The organism is Mesorhizobium sp. M0500 (assembly GCF_040321165.1).
Classification (GTDB): Bacteria; Pseudomonadota; Alphaproteobacteria; order Rhizobiales; family Rhizobiaceae; genus Mesorhizobium.
In genome coordinates this window covers 1-19,860 of sequence record NZ_JAMYRB010000011.1, presented here as the reverse complement: position 1 = coordinate 19,860, position 19,860 = coordinate 1, and the positions used below count along the sequence as shown (strand labels likewise).

At 62.5% G+C, this 19,860-nt stretch carries 15 protein-coding genes and 1 pseudogene; 4 read left to right on the top strand and 12 right to left on the bottom strand.

The features are described from left to right. Positions 1-2 precede the first annotated feature (2 nt). The 7 genes from NKI70_RS19975 to NKI70_RS19945 all read right to left on the bottom strand — a co-directional run bounded on the left by NKI70_RS19975 (position 3) and on the right by NKI70_RS19945 (position 7,500). On the bottom strand, positions 3-851 hold the full coding sequence (locus tag NKI70_RS19975) for a carbohydrate ABC transporter permease (RefSeq protein ID WP_352455646.1): 849 nt from the start codon (positions 849-851) through the stop codon (positions 3-5). Next, positions 851-1,774, bottom strand: coding sequence for a carbohydrate ABC transporter permease (locus tag NKI70_RS19970; RefSeq protein ID WP_352455645.1), 924 nt, complete (start codon positions 1,772-1,774; stop codon positions 851-853). The genes NKI70_RS19975 and NKI70_RS19970 overlap by 1 nt, the downstream gene beginning before the upstream one ends. Positions 1,775-1,988: 214 nt before the next feature. Further along, the gene (locus NKI70_RS19965; RefSeq protein ID WP_031212851.1) at positions 1,989-3,266 is read right to left on the bottom strand and encodes an ABC transporter substrate-binding protein; all 1,278 of its coding nucleotides are present in this window, start codon (positions 3,264-3,266) and stop codon (positions 1,989-1,991) included. A 29-nt stretch (positions 3,267-3,295) separates the two neighbouring features. Then, complete coding sequence (locus NKI70_RS19960; RefSeq protein WP_352646433.1) at positions 3,296-4,483, bottom strand: PLP-dependent transferase; 1,188 nt, start codon at positions 4,481-4,483, stop codon at positions 3,296-3,298. After that, positions 4,480-5,214 carry a FadR/GntR family transcriptional regulator gene (locus NKI70_RS19955; protein ID WP_023679986.1) on the bottom strand — a complete coding sequence of 245 codons (735 nt, stop codon included), beginning with the start codon at positions 5,212-5,214 and terminating at the stop codon, positions 4,480-4,482. The genes NKI70_RS19960 and NKI70_RS19955 overlap by 4 nt, the downstream gene beginning before the upstream one ends. A gap of 462 nt (positions 5,215-5,676) precedes the next feature. Beyond that, positions 5,677-7,050 carry a PleD family two-component system response regulator gene (locus NKI70_RS19950; protein WP_352568801.1) on the bottom strand — a complete coding sequence of 458 codons (1,374 nt, stop codon included), beginning with the start codon at positions 7,048-7,050 and terminating at the stop codon, positions 5,677-5,679. Between the two features lie 33 nt (positions 7,051-7,083). Further along, positions 7,084-7,500, bottom strand: a complete 417-nt coding sequence (locus tag NKI70_RS19945; RefSeq protein ID WP_348625950.1) for a response regulator — start codon at positions 7,498-7,500, stop codon at positions 7,084-7,086. 172 nt (positions 7,501-7,672) lie between these two features. Between NKI70_RS19945 and NKI70_RS19940 the strand changes: the two genes are divergently transcribed. After that, positions 7,673-7,972, top strand: a complete 300-nt coding sequence (locus tag NKI70_RS19940) for a DUF3572 domain-containing protein (RefSeq protein WP_352568802.1) — start codon at positions 7,673-7,675, stop codon at positions 7,970-7,972. Between the two features lie 190 nt (positions 7,973-8,162). On the opposite strand, the gene NKI70_RS19935 is transcribed toward NKI70_RS19940, so the two are convergent. Both NKI70_RS19935 and NKI70_RS19930 read right to left on the bottom strand, forming a co-directional pair. After that, positions 8,163-9,710, bottom strand: a complete 1,548-nt coding sequence (locus NKI70_RS19935; protein ID WP_352568803.1) for a hypothetical protein — start codon at positions 9,708-9,710, stop codon at positions 8,163-8,165. 96 nt (positions 9,711-9,806) lie between these two features. Further along, the gene (locus NKI70_RS19930) at positions 9,807-10,382 is read right to left on the bottom strand and encodes a GNAT family N-acetyltransferase (protein WP_023679991.1); all 576 of its coding nucleotides are present in this window, start codon (positions 10,380-10,382) and stop codon (positions 9,807-9,809) included. A 68-nt stretch (positions 10,383-10,450) separates the two neighbouring features. Between NKI70_RS19930 and NKI70_RS19925 the strand changes: the two genes are divergently transcribed. Next, the gene (locus NKI70_RS19925) at positions 10,451-11,779 is read left to right on the top strand and encodes a DNA polymerase IV (protein ID WP_352724857.1); all 1,329 of its coding nucleotides are present in this window, start codon (positions 10,451-10,453) and stop codon (positions 11,777-11,779) included. A 5-nt stretch (positions 11,780-11,784) separates the two neighbouring features. On the opposite strand, the gene NKI70_RS19920 is transcribed toward NKI70_RS19925, so the two are convergent. Then, complete coding sequence (locus NKI70_RS19920; protein WP_352724856.1) at positions 11,785-12,291, bottom strand: hypothetical protein; 507 nt, start codon at positions 12,289-12,291, stop codon at positions 11,785-11,787. Between the two features lie 173 nt (positions 12,292-12,464). On the opposite strand from NKI70_RS19920, the gene NKI70_RS19915 reads away from it, so the two are divergent. Beyond that, positions 12,465-13,346 carry a DMT family transporter gene (locus NKI70_RS19915; RefSeq protein ID WP_023679994.1) on the top strand — a complete coding sequence of 294 codons (882 nt, stop codon included), beginning with the start codon at positions 12,465-12,467 and terminating at the stop codon, positions 13,344-13,346. A 14-nt stretch (positions 13,347-13,360) separates the two neighbouring features. Here the strand turns inward: NKI70_RS19915 and dnaE are convergent, their stop codons facing one another. Further along, a complete protein-coding gene (gene dnaE / locus NKI70_RS19910; protein WP_352724855.1) occupies positions 13,361-16,888 on the bottom strand; it encodes a DNA polymerase III subunit alpha in 3,528 nt (1,175 codons plus the stop codon). A 583-nt stretch (positions 16,889-17,471) separates the two neighbouring features. Beyond that, entirely contained in the window at positions 17,472-19,484 is a 2,013-nt protein-coding gene (locus NKI70_RS19905; RefSeq protein ID WP_352568808.1) for an acetyl-CoA carboxylase biotin carboxylase subunit, read from the bottom strand. A 213-nt stretch (positions 19,485-19,697) separates the two neighbouring features. On the opposite strand from NKI70_RS19905, the pseudogene NKI70_RS19900 reads away from it, so the two are divergent. After that, a pseudogene (locus NKI70_RS19900) lies at positions 19,698-19,860 on the top strand (S-(hydroxymethyl)glutathione dehydrogenase); the annotation flags it as partial.

Here is a 19,860-nt window from a genome sequence, read left to right as displayed (position 1 = left end):
ATCTATCCCTTGACGGCACCGGCGGTAAGGCCGGTGACGAGGTAGCGTTGCAGGAAGGCAAAGAAGACGCAGACCGGGATCAGCGCCAGGATGGAAGCAGCCATCATCTGTCCCCAGTCGACCGCGAATTTGCCGATATAGGTGAGCAGGCCGACCGCGAAGGTCTTCTGGTCGTCGCTGGAAATCAGCATCAGCGCAAACAGCAACTCGCTCCAGGCGGCGGTAAAGACGAAGCCGAGCGTCGCGCCCATGCCGGGTAGCGTCAGCGGCACGATCACCTTGCGCATCGCCTGCAGGCGCGTGCAGCCGTCGATCATGGCTGCCTCTTCCAGGTCTCGCGGGATGCCGTCGAAGAAAGATTGCATCAGGAAGGTCGCAAAGGCCGTATTGAACGCGGTGTAGATGATGACGAGGCCGGTCAGGCTGTTGATGAGGCCGATCTGTCCCATGATGCGGTAGATCGGCGGAATGACCATCACCAGCGGAAAAGTCTGGGTGAGCAAAAGCAGGATGGCCAGGGTCGCCTTGCCGCGGAAGGAAAATCGCGACATGGCGTAGCCGGCCAGCGTGGCAATGACCGTTACGAAGGCTGCCGTCGACACCGAAACGATAACGCTGTTCAGGAAATAGCGCGGAAAATCGGTGGCTTCGAGCACGGTGACGAAGTTCTGCAGCGTCGTTTGCGACGGCCAGAAAGTGATGCCTTCGGAATAGAGCAGCCGCTCCGGCGTGACCGAGATCTTCAACGTCCAGAAGATCGGGAACAGCGCGAAGGCCATATAGGCGGCGATGGCGCCGTAAAGGCCGATGCCGCCGAGAATGCGCGAGGAGACGGAGCGTCCGGCAATCATCAGACGTGCCTCACCAGCGATCGGCGGATGCCTATCAGCGCAATCGCATAGACGATGAGCAGCACAAGCAGCAGCACCGCCACCGCCGAGGCATAGCCCTTATCCAGTGACTTGAACGCGCTGACATAGATATAGACCGGCACCGTGGCGGTCGAACCGGCAGGCCCGCCTTCGGTCATGACGAAGATCAGGTCGGCGAATGTGGCGATCCATATCGTGCGCAGCATGACGGTAATGACGATGGTCGGCGCCAGGAACGGCAGCGTCACCTTGGTGAAGCGCTGCCACGGCGAGGCGCCGTCGATCGCCGCCGCCTCATGCAGTTCTGACGGGATCGACTTCAACGCCGCCAAAAGCGTGACGGCAAAAAAGGGAATGCCGAACCAGACATTGGCGACGATCGGCCCCCACATGGCTGTCGAGGGATCGGAGAGCACGTTGGTTGGCTCGGCTTTCAGCCCCAAGGCGTAGAGCCAATGCGGCAGCGGCCCGATGATCGGGTTGAACAGCCAGGCCCAGGTCAGGCCCGAGAGGAAGGACGGTACCGCCCAAGGCAGGAACACCACGGCCTGCACGATCTTTCTGCCCCGGAACGGCGTATCGAGCAGCAGCGCCAGGCCAAGTCCAAGGAAAAATTGGAAGAACAGGCTGGCTGCCGTCCACCATAGCGTGTTGACGAGCGCCTGCCCGAGCACAGGATCCGACAGCATCGCCTGATACTGCCCAAGCCCGACATATTCGGATTTGAAAGCGGAGAATTTGCGGAACGAGTAGCCGACACCGATAACCAGCGGCACCAGGAGCACGACGACCAGCAGCGCGATCGCCGGGCTGAGATAGAGCCAAGGCTCGATCGCGGCATGGGATAGCCGCTTCTTTCGCGGCCTGCCGGCGGATCGGATTTCGGACACGGCATAGGTCATTGGTACTTGATCGTCTCCTGGGTAAGCACGGGCTGGCGACAGCGCCTTCCCCGTTTACGGGGAGATGCCGGTCCACCCTCCGCAGCTGCAGCGCAGCTGCTGCGGAGGACGGGCAGGCAGATGAGAAGCAGCGCGAGCCAAGTCGGGTTGGCGCCGCCCCTCATCCGTCACGTCGTGACACCCCCTCCCCGTGAACGGGGAGAAGGAACAAAAGCTATTTCTTGTTCTTGGCCAGCCAGTCCTGCTGTTCCTTGGTCAGGAACTTGGCCCATTCGTCGGCCACGTCCTTGGCCGCCTTCTGGCCAAGAAGCACTTCCTGAAAATTCTTGATCGCCACCTGGTCTACGAAATTGCCAAGGTTTTCCAGATGCGTCGGAGGCGTCACCATCTCGTATTTGTCGCCGTTGTTCAGTTCCTCGAACCAGCCTTTGAACTGCTCGGTCCTGAAGTGGGCGTCCTGGTCGGCGCCGTTGTGGATTGGAATGACACCGACTTCCTTTGCCCATTCCAGATTGTCCTTGGGCGACAACAGCGTCGCCATCAGCTTCCAGGCATCGTCCTTGTGCTGGGAATTGGCGAACATCGCCCAGCCGGCATAACCGAGCGTCGGATAGGATTTGCCGCTCGGCCCGACCGGCATCGGTGCCACGGCGAAGTCGTCGGCGCTCATCTTGTCGGCGATGCCGAGCAGCGCGTCGGGATCCTGGTTCAGCATGGCGCAGGTGCCGCTGTAGAAGCCGGTGACGGTCTCGTTAAAACCCCAGCTCACCGCATCTTTCGGCGCCAGGCCGTTCTTGTACATGTCGGCGAGCATCTGCAGGCCCTTGACCGAGCCTTCCTCGTTGATGGTCGAGGTGCCGTCCTCGTTGAAATAGCCGCCCTTGCCGGCTGCGATGTTCATGAACATATGCATGCCGTTGAAGGCGCCCGGGCCGCCGCGCAGGCAGTAGCCGTATTTGCCCGGTATCGCCGAGATTTTTTTGGAGTCCTCGACGAATTCATCGAGCGTCGCCGGCGGACCGTCCAGACCGGCCTCCTTGAACAGCTTCTTGTTCCAGAACAGCGCGTTCAGGTAATAGCCGTAAGGGATCATGTACTGCTTGTTATCGACCGTCGAGCCGAACTGCTTGGCACGCTCGCCCAGCGTTTTGGCATCGTCCCATTTGGCCATGTATGGCCCGAGATCCTCGAGCTGGCCGTTGGTCGCATAGAGACCCATCCAGCGTTCCGGCATCTCGACGATGTCGGGCGTGTCGCCGGCCTGCACCATGGTGAGGAACTTCTCGAACGCCTGGCCCCAGGGCAGCGATACCAGCTCGACCTTGACACCCGGATTGGCCGCCTCGAATTCGGCGATCTGCTTCTTGAGGAATTCGGTACGCGGCGGGCTGGTGATGACCTCGACCATCTTGACCGTGGAATCGGCCAGCACGCTGCCGGCGGAAATCGCCAGACCCGCGACGGCACCAAGAAGGATGCTCAGTTTTTTCATGTTCAGCACTCCCATTTTGAACGGCTCCTTTATCTTTTTGCTCTGTCGAAGGCCCGGGCAACATCCGCCCACAGGTCTTCGACACTTTCCAATCCGACACTGAAGCGGATGGTTCGTGGGCTGACGCCGAAGCGCGCCATCGAATTCAGGCCCGGCGTCTGCTCGAGCGAGGCCTTTGCCGGAACGACCAGGCTTTCATGGCCGCCCCAGCTGACGCCGATGCGAAAGAGTTTCAGCGCATCGACGAAAGCCGGGATGTCGACGTCTTCCGTCACTTCGAACGAGAACAGCCCGGCATAGCCGGCAAGCGTCGCCTTGCCTGGATGGTTGGAATAGGCCGGGTGGTTGACCCGCTCGACATGGTCATGCGCTTTCAGCCGTTCGGCGATGGTCAGCCCGCTCTTCATGTGATGCGGCAACCGCAGCGGCAATGTGCGCAGGCCACGCAGCAACAGCCAGGCCTCGAAAGGCGAAAGTTTGCCGCCGAGATAGGAATAGGTCTGCTCGTTGATATGTCGGATATGGGCGGCCGAACCGGCCACCACACCGGCAACGGTGTCGCTGTGGCCGCCGAGATATTTCGAGGCCGAATGCAGCACCAGGTCGACACCGTGCGAAATCGGCTTCTGGAACACCGGCGTCGCCCAGGAATTGTCGATCGAGGTGATGATGCCCTGCTCTTTGGCCAGCCGCGCCAGGTGGGTTATGTCCTGGAGCTCGAACATCATCGACGTCGGGCTTTCCAGGTAGAGCAGCTTGGCGCCGGGAAGTGCTGCCGCGACCGCGTCCGGATCGGAACCGTCGACATAGTCGACCTTGATGTTGAGCCGTGGCAAAAGCCGTTCGAACAGCCGGTAGGCATCGCCGTAGCAATTGCGCACGACAACCATGCGCTCACCGGCACCGACGAAAGCAAGCACCGTGGCGCTGATCGCCGCCATGCCGCTGGAAAAGCCGCGCGCGGCCTCCGCGCCTTCGAGAGCGGCGACACGCGCCTCGAACTCCATGACCGTCGGGTTGTCGCCGCGCGAATAGATCGGCTGACGTCGCCTGCCGGCGAATGTGTCGGCCATCTCGGAATAGTTGGCGAAGGTGAAGAGCGAAGTCTGGTAGATCGGCGGGACCACCGCGCCGCCGGGGAAAGGCTCGTCATGGGCGAGAAGCGTCGCTGCCTCGGCGAGATAGTCGTTTTCGAAACCGGCGGGATGATCGCTCATTTCTGGCCTGAAAGTTCGAGTTTGGCCGCGCCGCGCTTCAGATCGTCCTCGACGGTGGCGATCAGCTTGAGCGCCTCGGCCCGGGCCCCCTCCGGATCGTGCGCGGCGATGCGTTCGTAGATGGTGCGGTGGTAAGGAAAGCTGGCGTGGCCGAAATCACGCACGCCGAGCGGATGCTCCCAGAAACGATGGAACAGTTCGTGCATGGCGGCGATGATCTGCTCGAACAGCGGATTGCCGGAACTGCGGTAGATCGACTGATGGAATTCCCAGTCCTCCTCCGCCGACATCCCGGCGCGGGTGTGGAAGGCCTGCTCCATAATGTCGAGCTTGCGCCCGATCTCGACGAGATCTGCCTGGCCCGCGCGGACGGCGCACAGGGCGGCGGCTTCCGCTTCCAGTGCCCGGCGGATTTCCAGCGTCTGCATCAGGCTGGTGAAATCATTGCCGCCGGCCAGCGTCAGCGGCATGTGCAGCATGTCCAGCGAGACCACTCCCTTGAGATAGGTGCCGCTGCCTTGCCGCCGTTCGACCAGGCCGAGCCCTTCCCAGCGCGTCAGCGCCTCGCGCACGGTGTTGCGGCTCACCTTGAGGCGCTCGGCAAGGATGCGTTCGGTCGGCAGTCTCTGGCCGGGCCCGAGAGCTTCCCGCATCACAAAGCCGGCCAGCGCCTTGAGCACCGCGTCGTCGCGAGCAGTTGCCTGTATGGGGGAAAGGCCGAATTCGGTCATGCCAACGGGTCACCAAATGGCTCAATGGTCCAACCAATTTCTGCATAGAAGACGGGCCCTGTCAACCGACTGCGGGCGCATACGCTCTGCCCAGCCGGCTATTTCAAAGGGCGCTGTCGCTGCCGTAACAAAAACCAAGCGTTTTCCGGGTCTTGGCGTAGAATCCTGATGTATTTTGAAAATTGGGGGCCGGCCGGCGTTTGGCAGCGGTACGAGGAGGCCACTATGTGCCAGCGCCGGCCGGCCGACCCCACGGACCCAGGAGATGCGGCGGACCTGAGCATCATGGGGTATTCTTCGGGTCGAACCGGCGATCTAGCCTCGTGCCGGTTACGTCTAAGGGCTGCACATTTGCGCAACAACTTATGGAAATCAACCGTTTCTTAACCAAGCCTCGCAAATCGCTTAGATTAAGGTAAATTCGTAACCTTGTCGCGTTGACCGGGCAATTGGTGTTCGGTGCTAAGCCGCCTTGGCGACGACGCGATTGCGGCCGCCGCTCTTGGCTTCGTAGAGCGCGAGGTCGGCGCGTTTCATCAGCGCCGAGACCGTGTCTACCCCCTTCAGCACCGACGACACGCCGACGCTGACGGTGACTTCGACGGCCTTGCCTTCGGTGCCGACGGCAAACGGCAGCTGGGCGATTTCGGCGCGAATGCGCTCGGCGACCTTTTCGGCTACCGCGCCGTCGGTGTCCGGCATCACCACGACGAACTCCTCACCGCCGAAGCGGCAGGCCAGGTCGATGCCGCGCACATTCTTGCGCAGCCGCCGCGCGAATTCGCGCAGCACGTCGTCGCCGCCGTCATGGCCATGCGCGTCGTTGATGCTCTTGAAGCGGTCCAGATCGGTGATCATCACCGACAGCGGCCGGCGCCGTGCCACGGCGCGGTCGAACAGCGTCTGCAGATGGCTGTCGAGATAGCGGCGGTTGTGCAGGCCGGTCAGGGCATCGGTCACCGCCATCTCGATGGTCTGGGTGACGCTGGCGCGAAGCTGGTCGTTGTAGCGCTTGCGGCGCACCTGCGTACGCAGCCGCGCGGTCAGCTCCTGCTGGTCGATCGGCCGCATCAGATAATCGTTGATGCCGAGTTCGAGGCCGCGGATGATACGCCCCTCCTCGCCCTCGTCCGCCAGAAGGATGATCGGCAGGAAACGGGTGCGATCGAGCGAGCGCAATTGCGAGCAGAGCCTCAGCGGGTCGAAATCGGCGAAGGCCGTCGAGATCATCACGCATTCATACGGCTGCTCGGCGGCCTGGAAGAAGCCGGCATGCGGATCTTTGGCGACGTCGAGATCGGCACTGCCGCGCAGCATCTTCTGGATGCGCTCGAACGAGGATTTGCGCTCGTCGACCAGCAGCACCTTCGGCACCGCATCGTCAGTAGCGAAGTTGCGGCTCAAAAGCTCCTCGATGCCGATATTGCGTGTCGTCGAGGCGCGCAGCCGCAGCTCGTCGGTCAGCGATTTCAGCCTGACCAGGCTCTTGACGCGCGTCATCAGTTGCAGATCGTTGACCGGCTTGGTCAAAAAATCGTCGGCGCCGGCCTCGAGGCCGCGCACCCGGTCCGAAACCTGGTCGAGCGCGGTGATCATCACGACAGGGATGTGCGATGTCGCCGGGTCGCCCTTCAGCCGCCGGCAGACCTCGAACCCGTCCATATCGGGCATCATCACGTCGAGCAGCACGACGTCGACCTTGCCGTTCTCGCAGATCTCGATCGCGTCCGGCCCGTTGGTGGCGGTCAGGACCTCGAAATATTCGGCGAGCAGCCGAACCTCCAGCAGCCTGACATTTGCTGGGATGTCGTCGACGACGAGGATCCGCGCGGTCATTTCACAAAGCTCCGGCTCGGCTGGAAAGATACATCAGGCATCGCCCAGGTAGGATTTGATGGTTTCGATGAAACGCGGCACCGAGATCGGCTTGGAGATATATGCCTCGCAGCCGCCCTGGCGAATGCGCTCCTCGTCCCCCTTCATCGCGAAGGCGGTGACGGCGATGACCGGGATGACGTGGAGATCATCGTCCTCCTTCAGCCATTTGGTGACCTCGAGGCCCGACACTTCCGGCAGCTGGATGTCCATCAGGATGAGGTCCGGCCTGTGCTGCCGCGCCAGATCCAGCGCTTCCAGGCCGTTGCGTGTGCGCACCGTCTCGTAGCCGCTCGCTTCGATGAGGTCGCGAAAGAGCTTCATGTTGAGCTCGTTGTCTTCGACGATCATAACCTTCTTTGGCATCGATTTCCCGTCCCGGCTGGCCTTCCACTCGAAGGGTGCCGTCATGCGCCCCTTGTCGGCACGCACCAAACCTGTTCCCACTATACGGCAATATGATTGACGAAACGGAAACCGGTCGCCCTAAAAGCGTTCGGATTCCAGGTCGGCGAGCTTGCTGCCGGCGACACTTGCCACTACTGCGAAAACAGAACGATTCCGCCCATGAAGGAAGGTAGCGATGGCAAACGCAGCGTCAATGCGCGAGGAAGCGGAAACGGTTGCCGTAAAGGCGTTGGGCTTCGTCGCCGCCGATTCGGAACTTCTGCCCCGCTTCCTGGCGATCACCGGCATCGAAGCCCATTCCATCCGCCGGGCGGCGGGCGAGCCGGGATTCCTGGCCGGCGTGCTGCAGTTCATCCTTGCCCACGAGCCGACGTTGATGCGTTTTTCCGAGGAGACCGGAACGCCGCCCGCCGCAGTCGGCAAGGCATTGCGGGCGCTGCCGCTCGGCGACGACAATCATGAGCATTCGATATAAGCGGCGATCCCGAGACTGCGGGCAGATCGCGGCGGCGAAAATCGTGAGCGCACTCGGGCGTTAACGCCAGCCGCTTCTAGAGCAATTCCAGGAAAAGTGTGAAACGGTTTTCCGTCCGGATTGTGCAAAAACAAAGACATGGAGCGGTTCGGCGTTTCCGGGAAACGATGAACCGCTCCAAGCTCGGCGCTTAGGGTTTCAACTTCGCCCCTGCCCCGCCATTGTCATTCTCGCCCGAGCCATGATCCGGAACGGTAGCCTCGCTTGGGTCCATGACGGGGTTGTCCTGAACGGCATCGGCCGGCTTCAGCATGGCGCCGTTGACCGTGACCGAACCGTCTGCCTTAGCGTTGACGACCCATTCCAGTCGACCATCCGGCAGCGCCTTGCCAAATCCTTTGACGGCGAGTGCGAAGGGGAAATACTGCGCCGCTTCCGGCTCGGTCTTGGCCGCCGTCTGCAGAGCCTCCACAATCTTGTCATAGCCCGCGACATCGATGGTCATGCTCGCCTCGGGCTTCTTGCCGGGGAACGTCATTTCACCTTCCATCGCAATCTCGATGTTGCCGTTCTTGATCGTGCTGTGTCCGAGAATGGCCTTTGGCGTCTTGGCCAGGAAATCGGCGAAGATCTGGTTGCCGAAATCTGCCGGCAGCGGTGGATCCTTGCTGAAATCAAGGGTTTCGATGGTTTTCTTCGCCATGCTGTCCAGATCGATGTTGGTGCCGCCGAAGTTGAGGTCGATATCCGTCGGCAGCAACGCAACGCTCCAGCTGGGCAGCACCTGCTGTGGTATTGTCAGGCCGGAAACCTTGAACGCGTAGTTGATCTTGCCGTCCTTGGCGATGCCGTCCATGCCGACGGCGGTATTCAGTTGCGTCGCACCGAACTTGCCTACCGGGCTCTCCACCACAAAGTCCTTGAAGCCGTAGGTGCCGTCGATCCGCTCCCACAATGGCAGTGCTGCCGTCAGAAGCGATTTGAACTCCGCCTCATCCGCCTTGAATTTGGCTGCATCATCAGTCGCCACGATGAAAGCAAGCAGGTCGAGCAGCGGCTTTGTCCGCAAACCCTTGCCGGACGCATCCACGGAAAGTTCAGGCGCTTTTACAGCAGCCGGAAAACTCAACCCACTTTTGGGATCGTTGACTTTGATCGTTTCGGCGAAGTTCGTTATTTTTTCCATCACCGTGAAATCGATGCCGCCATTTGCGGATTTGGTCGAAACTATTACGGCAGTGCCAGCACCGACCGTGACATCCGCCTGCTGCTTGGGCTCTCGGGTGGTCATCGTCATGCCAGCCATCGAACCGGTTGCGCTCGCGAAAGCGGCCAGGTCGGGGTCATAAACTCCGGTGAACTTGTTGTCCGACACGGAGAAGTCGATGTGCTGCGCCCCCTCAGGGCCAACGAAATCGATAGACCCCTTCGGGGACACGTCCGCCGAAACGTCCCAGTGTCCATCTTGGCGTGGCTTGACCAAGATGAAGTAAGGCGTGACGTCGAACTTGAAGGCTTGCTGCTTTGCCATCAAATCCGTGACTGGCTTGAAGTCGAAAGCGAGCTTGTAGGCATCGCCGTCGACTGAAATTTTCACGAACCCGATATCGAACAGCTTCTTGCCGATGTAGTGCGCCAGATCGTCGGAAAGCTGCTTCGCGCCTTGCCTGTCGACCGCTTGGCCGAAGGCCGGTGCGCTGCAGGCAAGAAGTAAAACAAGTGGCAAAACGCGCTTCATCTCGATCCTCACTTAATCGCGGCCCTCAAGCCGTTCTATCACTGGTAGGCAAATACCATCGCAGCCGCAAGAGAAGGCCTATGTGTTGCGGAGCTGTTACAGCACCAGCCGCATCAGCGGTCGGCCTGGCTTACGTTCGACCAACCGCTGGAACCCGGCCTTTTCGAAGACCCGCGACGAGCCGACGAACAGCCCGATCGAGCGCGAATCCTTCGATAGATCGATCGGGCAGGCTTCGATCAGCCGCGCTCCGTTCTGGCGGGCGAACTCGATGCCGCCTTGGACCAGGCGGTGCGACAGGCCCTTGCCGCGTGCTTTGGTGCGGATGAAGAAGCAGGAGATCGCCCAGACGCCCGGATCGCTGGCGTCGGCGGGGTCGATCGGCGCCGACCCCCTGCCCTGGTTGTTCCATTCGGGCACGTCGGCACGCGGGCCGATCTGCATCCAGCCGACCGCCTGGCCACCCTCGAAGGCCAACAGGCCGGGCGGCGGCCCGGCCTCGATCCGCGCCTTGATGTGGTCCTTGTTGCGCTCCCGGTTGCTCGCGCGGCGCGCTGCGGGCGACAGCCGGAAATGTGTGCACCAGCAGCCGTAGCAGGCGCCTTGCCTACCGAAAAGATCTTCGAAATCCGCCCAAAGCTCGGGCACTAGCGGCGCTATGGTCGTATTCATGAACTCTCTCCCGGCCCACCGCCTTGTCGTGGCGTCCGTCCTGACGTACCATTGCATTTGTTCTCTTTATGTTCGCAGCGATGGCGGCCCCTGTCAACAATCCCGAACACGGTTTTTGCCGCGACTGCCTGAGTTTTCAGCGCAGCGAGGCACGCCGTTGCGAGCGCTGCGGCAGTCCACGGCTCGCCCGCCATCCGGAGCTCTACCGGCTGCGCCTTGCCCATATCGATTGCGACGCGTTCTACGCGGCGGTCGAAAAGCGCGACAACCCGGCGTTGAAGGACCGGCCATTGATCATCGGCGGCGGCAAGCGCGGCGTCGTCTCCACCGCGTGCTACATGGCCCGCATCCACGGCGTGCGCTCGGCAATGCCGATGTTCAAGGCGCTCGAAGCCTGCCCGGAAGCGGTGGTCCTGCCGCCGGACATGGAAAAATACGTGCGCGTCGGCCGCGAGGTGCGCGCCATGATGCAGGCGCTGACGCCGCTGGTCGAGCCGCTCTCGATCGACGAGGCCTTTCTCGACCTCGCCGGCACCGAGCGCCTGCATGGCCTGCCGCCTGCGGTGGTGCTGGCGCGCTTCGCACTCGGCGTGGAAAAGGAGATCGGCATCACCGTTTCGGCCGGCCTTTCCTACTGCAAGTTCCTGGCCAAGGTGGCGTCGGACTTCCGCAAGCCGCGCGGCTTTTCGGTGATCGGCGAGGCCGAGGCTATCGGCTTCCTGGCCGAGCAGCCGGTGACGCTGATCTGGGGGGTCGGCAAGGCCTTTGCCGCCACGCTCGAGCGCGACGGCATCCGCACCATCGGCCAGTTGCAGCGCATGGAACGTGGCGATCTGATGCGCCGCTACGGCGTCATGGGCGACCGGCTCTACCGGCTTTCGCGCGGCGAGGACGACCGTCGCGTCGTTCCCGACCAGGACGCGAAAAGTGTGTCGGCAGAAACCACTTTCGATACCGACATCGCCTCCGTCGACGAACTGGTTTCGGTGCTGAGGGCGCTGTCGGAAAAAGTCTCGGCCCGGCTGAAGAAATCCGGCAATGCCGGACGCACCGTCGTCCTCAAGCTGAAGACCCAGGATTTCAAGATCCGCACGCGCAATCGCCAGCTCGGCGATCCGACCCGGCTGGCCGACCGCATCTTTCAGACCGGGCTCGAGCTGCTGCGCAAGGAAGCGGATGGCACGAAATACCGGCTGCTCGGCATTGGCGTCAGCGATCTCTCCGACGATGACCGGGCGGACCCGCCCGACCTGGTCGACGTCCAGTCACGCAAGCGCGCCATGGCCGAAGGCGCCATCGACACGCTGCGCGGCAAGTTCGGCCGCAGGGCGGTGGAAACCGGCTATACCTTCGGCAAGGGCCGCGATGCCCATCCGCCCGAACCGGTCGAGGAGTGAGCCCGTCAGGTGCGCCGCAGATCGATCCTGCTGGTCACCACCCTTTTTCCAGTTTTCGGATCGGTATCGACAACGGTCAGCCGCATGCCGTCCTCGCCGGTTTTCTCAACAGTCATTTGCGCCCTGCGATCGCCATTGACCTCCTTGGCCCAACGGATGCCGAGATTGATTGCGTTGCCGGAGCGGCTGCCGCTCAATTGCGCCGGCCCGGTGCGCGATCCGACATAGGTGCCGGTGTATTTCGTCCCGCTCGATTTGAGATCGGCGCTGATGGCGCGCGTTACCACGATAAGACCGCGGCAGCTGCCGTCGAGCGATAGCGAGCTCGACGTTGCGTCGGAATTGAAATGACAGGAGACATTCACCGTCGGCGCATCGGTGGTCACCTTGACGATGCCTTTGCCGGCGAAATTCCCCTGGAATGAGCGAAGAAAATCCGGATCGTCGGCATGCGCTGCGCCGGCCCCGGCCGTCAGGCAGCCGGCAAGTACAAATCGTGCGAATGATTTCATCGGACCGCTCCTCGTTGGTATCCAAAACACAGAACGCAAGCAGTGACAGACCAACGCTTCCCTCAGTCGCGAGTTCCGGCTTCAACATCACTGCGTGAAGCGCTGCACGGCTGGCCCAGCCGAATGCGTCGGCTAGCGGTTGCGATGAGCGCTCCGGCTTGCGACATAGCCGCATGGCACCCGCACCCTCGATCCCCAAGGCCGCGTTCTGGATGGCGCTGTCGATCGCCTCGTTCCTGGCGATGTCGGTGGCTGGCCGCGCCACGACGGCCGAACTAAACGTCTTCCAGGTGCTCGAGCTGCGCTCGGTGATCGGCTTTTTCATCCTGTTGCCGCTGGTCATGATGTCAGGCGGTTTTGCGGCGATGCGCACCGGACGCCCGCTGGCTCATATCGCCCGCAACGTCGTCCACTATACCGGCCAGGCTGCCTGGCTCTACGCCCTGACGCTGATCCCGCTTGCGGTACTGATCTCGATCGAATTCACGACGCCGATCTGGACTGCTTTGCTGGCCGTCGGTTTCCTCGGCGAAAGGCTCTCCCGGCCACGGCTCGCAGCGATCGTGCTCGGGCTGATCGGCGTTGTGATCATCGTGCGTCCGGGCGTCGGCGCGGTCAATCCGGGACATGTAATCGTGCTGGGAGCCGCGGTCTGCTTCGGCGTCTCGGTGGTCCTCGTCAAGTCGCTGACGCGGACGGACAGCGTCGTGCGCATCATCTTCTGGATGCTGATCATCCAGTCGCTGCTTGGCCTGGTCCCGGCGCTTTACGAATGGCAAAACCCGCCGCTTGAGCTCTGGCCGTGGATCCTGCTCATCGCCTTCACCGGCATGTCGTCGCATTTCTGCATGGCCCGCGCACTTGTCTATGCCGATGCGACGGTCATCTCGCCAATGGACTTTTTGCGCGTGCCGCTGTCGGCGGTGATCGGATGGCTGCTCTATCACGAGCAGATCGACGCCTTCACCGCCGGTGGCGCCCTGCTGATCCTCATGGGAAATCTGCTCAACCTGCAGCGGAGAGCACCGCAACCGGCGGAGATCGCCGCTTCATAAGCGTGCGCTAACTCTTAGACCAGTTCCACCTCGACCACGCCCGGCACCGCCCGCATCGCCGACGCGATCTGAGGCGATACGCGGTAGCGGTTGGGCAGCTCGATCTCGACCTCGCCCTCGCCGCCTTCCTTGATGACGATGATGCTCACCTGACTGTCGCCACGCTGGCCAAGCTGCGATTGGATTGTCGATGCCGGTGCGTCATTTCTGACGAAGATGCGCAACGCTTTCTGGATACGGCTTGCCTCTTCCTCCAACGACTGCACGGTCTGGATGCGCAGATTGACGCCTTCAGGCCTGTCCTCGGCCGAAACGGTGATCACCACCGAGCGGCCGGGTTCGAGCAAGTCGCGGTATTGCGCCAGCCCCTCGGAAAACAGCACCGCTTCATACTGGCCGGACGTGTCGGAGAATTGCACGACGCCCATCTTGTTGCCGGTGCGCGTCTTGCGCTCCTGCTTGGTGGTCACCGTGCCGGCGAGCCGGCCGGCGGCAGCACCGCGTTTGACGGCGGCCGAAAACTCGCCCCAGGTCTGCACCCGCATTTTCTGCAGCGCCGCCTTGTATTCGTCGAGCGGATGCGCCGAGAGATAGAACCCGACCACCTGGAATTCACGGTGCAGGCGGTCGGCGGCGAGCCAGGGATCGGTCGCCGGCAAGTTGAGCGCCTGCGACTGTGCGCCGAGCGAGGCGCCAAAGATGTCATGCTGGCCGGTGACGGCATTCTGCTGCGCCAGCGACGCCAGCCCCATCATCCGCTCGACGCCGGCCATCATCGCCGCACGGTCATGACCGAAGCAGTCGAGCGCGCCGGCCATGATCAGGCTTTCGAAGACGCGCTTGCCGACGATCTTCGGATCGACCCTATCACAGAAATCGGCGAGGCTCTTGAAGGGTTTTTCGCCGCGCGTGGCGACGATGTGCTCGACCGCCGCGTCGCCGACGCCCTTGAGCGCGGCCAGCGAATAGAAGATGCGGTTCTCGCCTACCTCGAAATCCCGGAACGACGTCATGACCGACGGCGCCACCACCTCGATGCCGAGGCGCAGCGCATCCTGGCGGAAATCGGCGAGCTTGTCCGTATTGCCCATGTCGAGCGTCATCGATGCCGCCAGGAATTCGACGGGGTAATGCGCCTTCAGATAGGCGGTCTGGTAGGAGACGACGGCATAGGCGGCGGCATGCGATTTGTTGAAACCGTAGTCGGCAAACTTTGCCAGCAGGTCGAAGATGAAGTCGGCTTGCGGCTTGCCGACGCCGCGCTCGACCGCGCCCGAAACAAAGCGCTCGCGCTGCTTGTCCATCTCGGCGCGGATCTTCTTGCCCATGGCGCGGCGCAGCAGATCGGCTTCGCCCAGCGAATAGCCGGAGAGCTCCTGCGCGATCTGCATCACCTGTTCCTGGTAGACGATGACGCCTTGCGTCTCCTTGACGAGATGGTCGATCTTCGGGTGGATCGACGCCATCTCCTCCTCGCCGTGCTTTCTGGCGTTGTAGGTCGGTATGTTCTCCATCGGCCCCGGCCGGTAGAGCGCGACCAGCGCGATAATGTCCTCGATACAGTCGGGCCGCATGCCGATCAGCGCCTTGCGCATGCCGGCACTTTCCACCTGGAACACGCCGACCACCTCGCCGCGCGACAGCATGGCGTAGGTTTCGGGGTCGTCGAGCGGAATGTGGGCAAGATCGATCTCGATGCCGCGGCGGCGGATCAGCTTGACGGCCCTGTCCAGCACCGTCAGCGTCTTCAGGCCAAGGAAGTCGAATTTCACCAGCCCGGCCTGCTCGACATATTTCATGTTGAACTGCGTGACCGGCATGTCCGAGCGCGGATCGCGGTACATCGGCACCAGCTCCGACAGCGGCCGGTCGCCGATGACGATGCCGGCGGCGTGCGTCGAGGCGTGCCGATAAAGACCTTCCAGTTTCTGCGCCGTATCGAGCAGCGTCTGCACGATCGGCTCACGCTCCGCCTCTTCGGCAAAGCGCGGCTCGTTGGCGATGGCGTCGGCGAGCTTGACCGGATTGGCCGGGTTCGACGGCACCATCTTGCTCAGCTTGTCGACCTGCCCGTAAGGCATCTGCAGCACGCGGCCGACGTCGCGCAGCACCGCGCGCGCCTGCAGCGTGCCGAAGGTGATGATCTGGCCAACCTGGTCGCGGCCGTATTTCCGTTGGACGTAGCGGATGACTTCCTCGCGCCGGTCCTGGCAGAAGTCGATGTCGAAGTCGGGCATCGACACGCGGTCGGGATTGAGGAACCGCTCGAACAGCAACGAAAAACGCAGTGGGTCGATGTCGGTGATGGTCGTGGCATAGGCGACCAGCGAGCCGGCGCCCGAACCGCGGCCCGGGCCGACCGGAATCCCTTGTGCCTTGGCCCATTTGATGAAGTCGGCAACGATCAGGAAATAGCCCGGATATTTCATCTTCTCGATGACGCCGAGCTCGAAATCCAGCCTTTCGCGATATTGCTCGACGGTATAGCCGGGCGTCGGCCCGTGCGCCGCCAGCCGCGCCTCTAGCCCTTCATGCGCCTGCCTGGCAAGCTCCTGCGCCTCAGCCTTCACCGCAGCATCGGCGTCGGCGACATCGCGGCCGGCAAAGCGCGGCAGAATCGGATTGCGGGTCTTCGGGTAATACGAGCAGCGCAGCGCGATCTCGACGGTGTTGTCGATTGCTTCCGGCAGGTCGGCGAACAGCCTCGCCATATCGGCCTGGCTTCTCAGGAAGTGGTCGGGCGAAAGGCGGCGGCGATTGTCGGCCGCAACCACGGAACCTTCGGCGATGGCGATCAGGGCGTCATGCGCCTCATAGTCTTCACGAGAGAAGAAAAACGCCTCGTTGGTGGCAACCAGCGGCAGATCGTGGCGGTAGGCGAGATCGACCGACGACTGCTCGATGGCGCGGTCGTAGCCGGAGACCCGCTCAAGCTCGACATAGAGCCGGTCGCCGAACAGGCTCTTGAGCGCCGAGAGCCGGGTCTCGGCGAGTTCGCGGCGATCCTGTTTCAAGGCAGTGCCGATCGGACCGCGCGGCCCGCCCGTAAGGCAGATCAATCCGTCGGTGTGGCCCTGCAGCATCTCGCTCGTCAGATGCACCGCTTCGCCGGGCGGTGTCTCGAGGTAGACGCGGCTGACCAGCCTGACCAGATTGCCGTAGCCGGCCTCGGTTGCGGCGATCAGGACGACCGGCCGCATCTCCGGTCCTTGCCGCCTGCGGTCGCGCTGGCTGTCGCTCGCCTCGCCGGAAAAGGCGAGGTCGATCTGGCAGCCGATGATCGGCTGGATGCCATCCTTTACCGCCTTCTGGGCGAATTCCAGCGCGCCGAACAGATTGTTGGTGTCGGTGACGGCGATTGCCGGGCATTCGTCCTGCACCGCATGGCCGACGATCTTGCCGAGCTGCAAGGCACCTTCGAGCAGCGAATAGGCCGAATGCACGCGCAGATGAATGAACCGACGCGCCGCCGCCTCCGCCCGCGACGCCTTTGCATAGGCCTCGCGCAGCAAGGGATCGCGTGGAAGTCTTTCATCCGCCATGGTTTTTTCGCGCCGCCTCACAAGGACTCAGTCGATGAAGATGTATTGTCCGGCACCGGGTAACACGAGTCCAGCGGTAGTGATTGGAGCTTTGGAAGTTTAGAGCAACCGCCGAAGCTGCCAATCTCCCCCCTCGTGGGGGAGATGTCCGGCAGGACAGAGAGGGCGCTGTCCCGCCAACCTCAGGTCGGAAACACAAAACCCGCCACAGCGGGCGGGTCATTGGAGCCAATTAGCACCATAGCCAAATTAGTAGCATAGCTGCCGGCACAAAGCAAGAACAAAATACGCTGTGACGGCAAAAAAGTGCGAATTCCTCACGGCCTCGCCTTGTCCCTCCTCAAGCGAGCATGCTCAACCAATTGCAAAGTCGCGTTCCTTCGCGCCCCCCTCTGTCCTGCCGGACATCTCCCCCTCTAGTGGGGAGATTGGCCATCATCTCGGCTTTCGCCAATTTCCATTGCAGGAGCGAGCGTGGCGCCGAGGCTGCCAATCTCCCCCCTGGAGGGGGAGATGTCCGGCAGGACAGAGGGGGGCGCTGTCCCGCCAACTTCTGACGGGCGTCGAGGGCGGATTTCAGTACTCACGCAAATTCCATGATCACCGCGTCGACGGCAAGGCTGTCGCCGGGCTTGGCGTTGAGCTTCGAGACGATGAGATCGCGCTCGGCGCGCAGCACGTTTTCCATCTTCATCGCCTCGACCACGGCAAGCGTCTCGCCGGCCTTGACCTCCTGCCCCTCGGCAACGGCGATCGATACGACGAGGCCGGGCATCGGGCAAAGCAGCATCTTCGAGGTATCCGGCGCCACTTTTTCCGGCATCAGCCTTTCGAGCTCGGCGGTGCGCGGCAGCATGGCGCGGGCTGTCACCGAGATGCCTTTCCAGGCGATGCGGAACCCGTTCAGCACCGGCCTGACTTGCGCCGCGACCTTGCGGCCGCCGACCGCGCCGCGCCAGATGAGATCGCCCGGCCGCCAGTCGGAGGCCACCGTCAGCGGTTTGCCGCCGTCGATTGTGAGGTCGAGCTCGATCGGAATGGAAATCATGCCTTCGACGACGGCAACCGAAAGATAATCCCGGCCGATCTTCACCACCCAATCGCGTTTCAAGGCGCCCGAATGCGGCGCCAGCCGCCCGCCCAGCCGGTCGAGCCGGTCGCGGCGCAGCAGTTCGACCGCGGTTACGATCGCGGCCAGCACCGCGTTTTCTTCGCTGTTCGGCACAATGGGCGCGAAGCCGTCGGGATATTCCTCGGCGATGAACGCCGTCGATAGCCGCCCTTCCCGCCAGCGCGGATGCTGCATCAGCGCCGCCAGGAACGGTATGTTGTGCTCGATGCCGTCGACGACGAAACTGTCCAGCGCTTCCGACATCGCGTCGATCGCCGCCAGCCGTGTCGGCGCCCAAGTGCACAGCTTGGCGACCATCGGGTCGTAGAACATCGAGATTTCCGAGCCTTCGGTGACGCCGGTATCGTTGCGGATGACGATTTCGCCGAATTTTCCCTCTTCCGGCGGCCGGTATTTCGTCAGCCGGCCGATCGACGGCAGAAAGTTGCGATACGGGTCTTCGGCATAGAGGCGGCTTTCCACCGCCCAGCCGTTCAGCTTGACGTCGCTCTGCTTGATGGCGAGCTTTTCGCCGGCCGCCACGCGGATCATCTGCTCGACCAGGTCGATGCCGGTGACGAGCTCCGTCACCGGATGCTCGACCTGCAGCCGCGTGTTCATTTCCAGGAAATAGAAGTTTTTGTCGCTGTCGACGATGAACTCGACCGTGCCGGCGCTCTGGTAGTCGACGGCCTTGGCCAGCGCCACCGACTGCTCGCCCATGGCTTTGCGGGTCTTGGCGTCGAGGAACGGCGACGGCGCCTCCTCCACGACCTTCTGATTGCGGCGCTGGATCGAGCATTCGCGCTCGCCGAGATAGAGCGTGTTGCCATGCGCGTCGGCGAGCACCTGGATTTCGATATGGCGCGGATCGACGATGAATTTTTCGATGAAGACGCGGTCATCGCCGAACGAGCTTTTGGCCTCCGACCGCGCCCGGTCGAAGCCGTCGCGCACCTCTGCCTTGCTCCAGGCGATGCGCATGCCCTTGCCGCCGCCGCCGGCCGAAGCCTTGATCATCACGGGATAGCCGATTTCGCCGGCTATTCTTTCGGCATGGGCGGCGCTTTCGACGACGCCGAGCCAGCCGGGCACCGTCGACACCTTGGCCGCGTTGGCGAACTTCTTCGATTCGATCTTGTCGCCCATCGCCTTGATGGCCTTGGGCTTCGGGCCGATGAAGACGATGCCTTCCTGCTCCAGCGCTTCGCAGAAGGATGCCCGCTCGGACAGGAAACCGTAGCCGGGATGCACGGCCTCTGCTCCTGTCGCCTTGCAGGCGGCGATGATCTTTTCCGCGACCAGATAACTTTGCGCAGCCGGCGAAGGCCCGATATGCACCGCCTCGTCGGCCATTTCGACATGCACGGCGTCGCGGTCGGCGTCGGAATAGACCGCGACGGTGGCGATGCCCATCTTGCGCGCCGTCTTGATCACGCGGCAGGCGATCTCGCCACGGTTGGCGACCAGGATCTTTGTGAACATGCAGGCCTCGTCCCTCGGCTGCCCTTCTTTTACGGGCTTCCCGTTTTATGGGCTTCAGGGGGCCGGTCAAGGCAAAGTCGGAGCCTATCCCGCATGCAAATCGGCGGGCGCTGACGAAAATCCGGGGTCAGAACGTCGCTTCGTGCATAGCGCAGAGCTGAATGGTAAGTTAAATCTAACCTGGATTGCAGACTGCCTTGGGAGGATTGCCTGATGAAAACGCGCGCCGCTGTCGCCGTCGCCGCCGGAAAGCCGCTGCAGATCATGGAGGTCGACCTCGAAGGCCCTCGCGATGGCGAGGTGCTGGTCGAGATCAAGGCAACCGGCATCTGCCACACCGACGAGTTCACGCTGTCGGGCGCCGACCCGGAAGGCC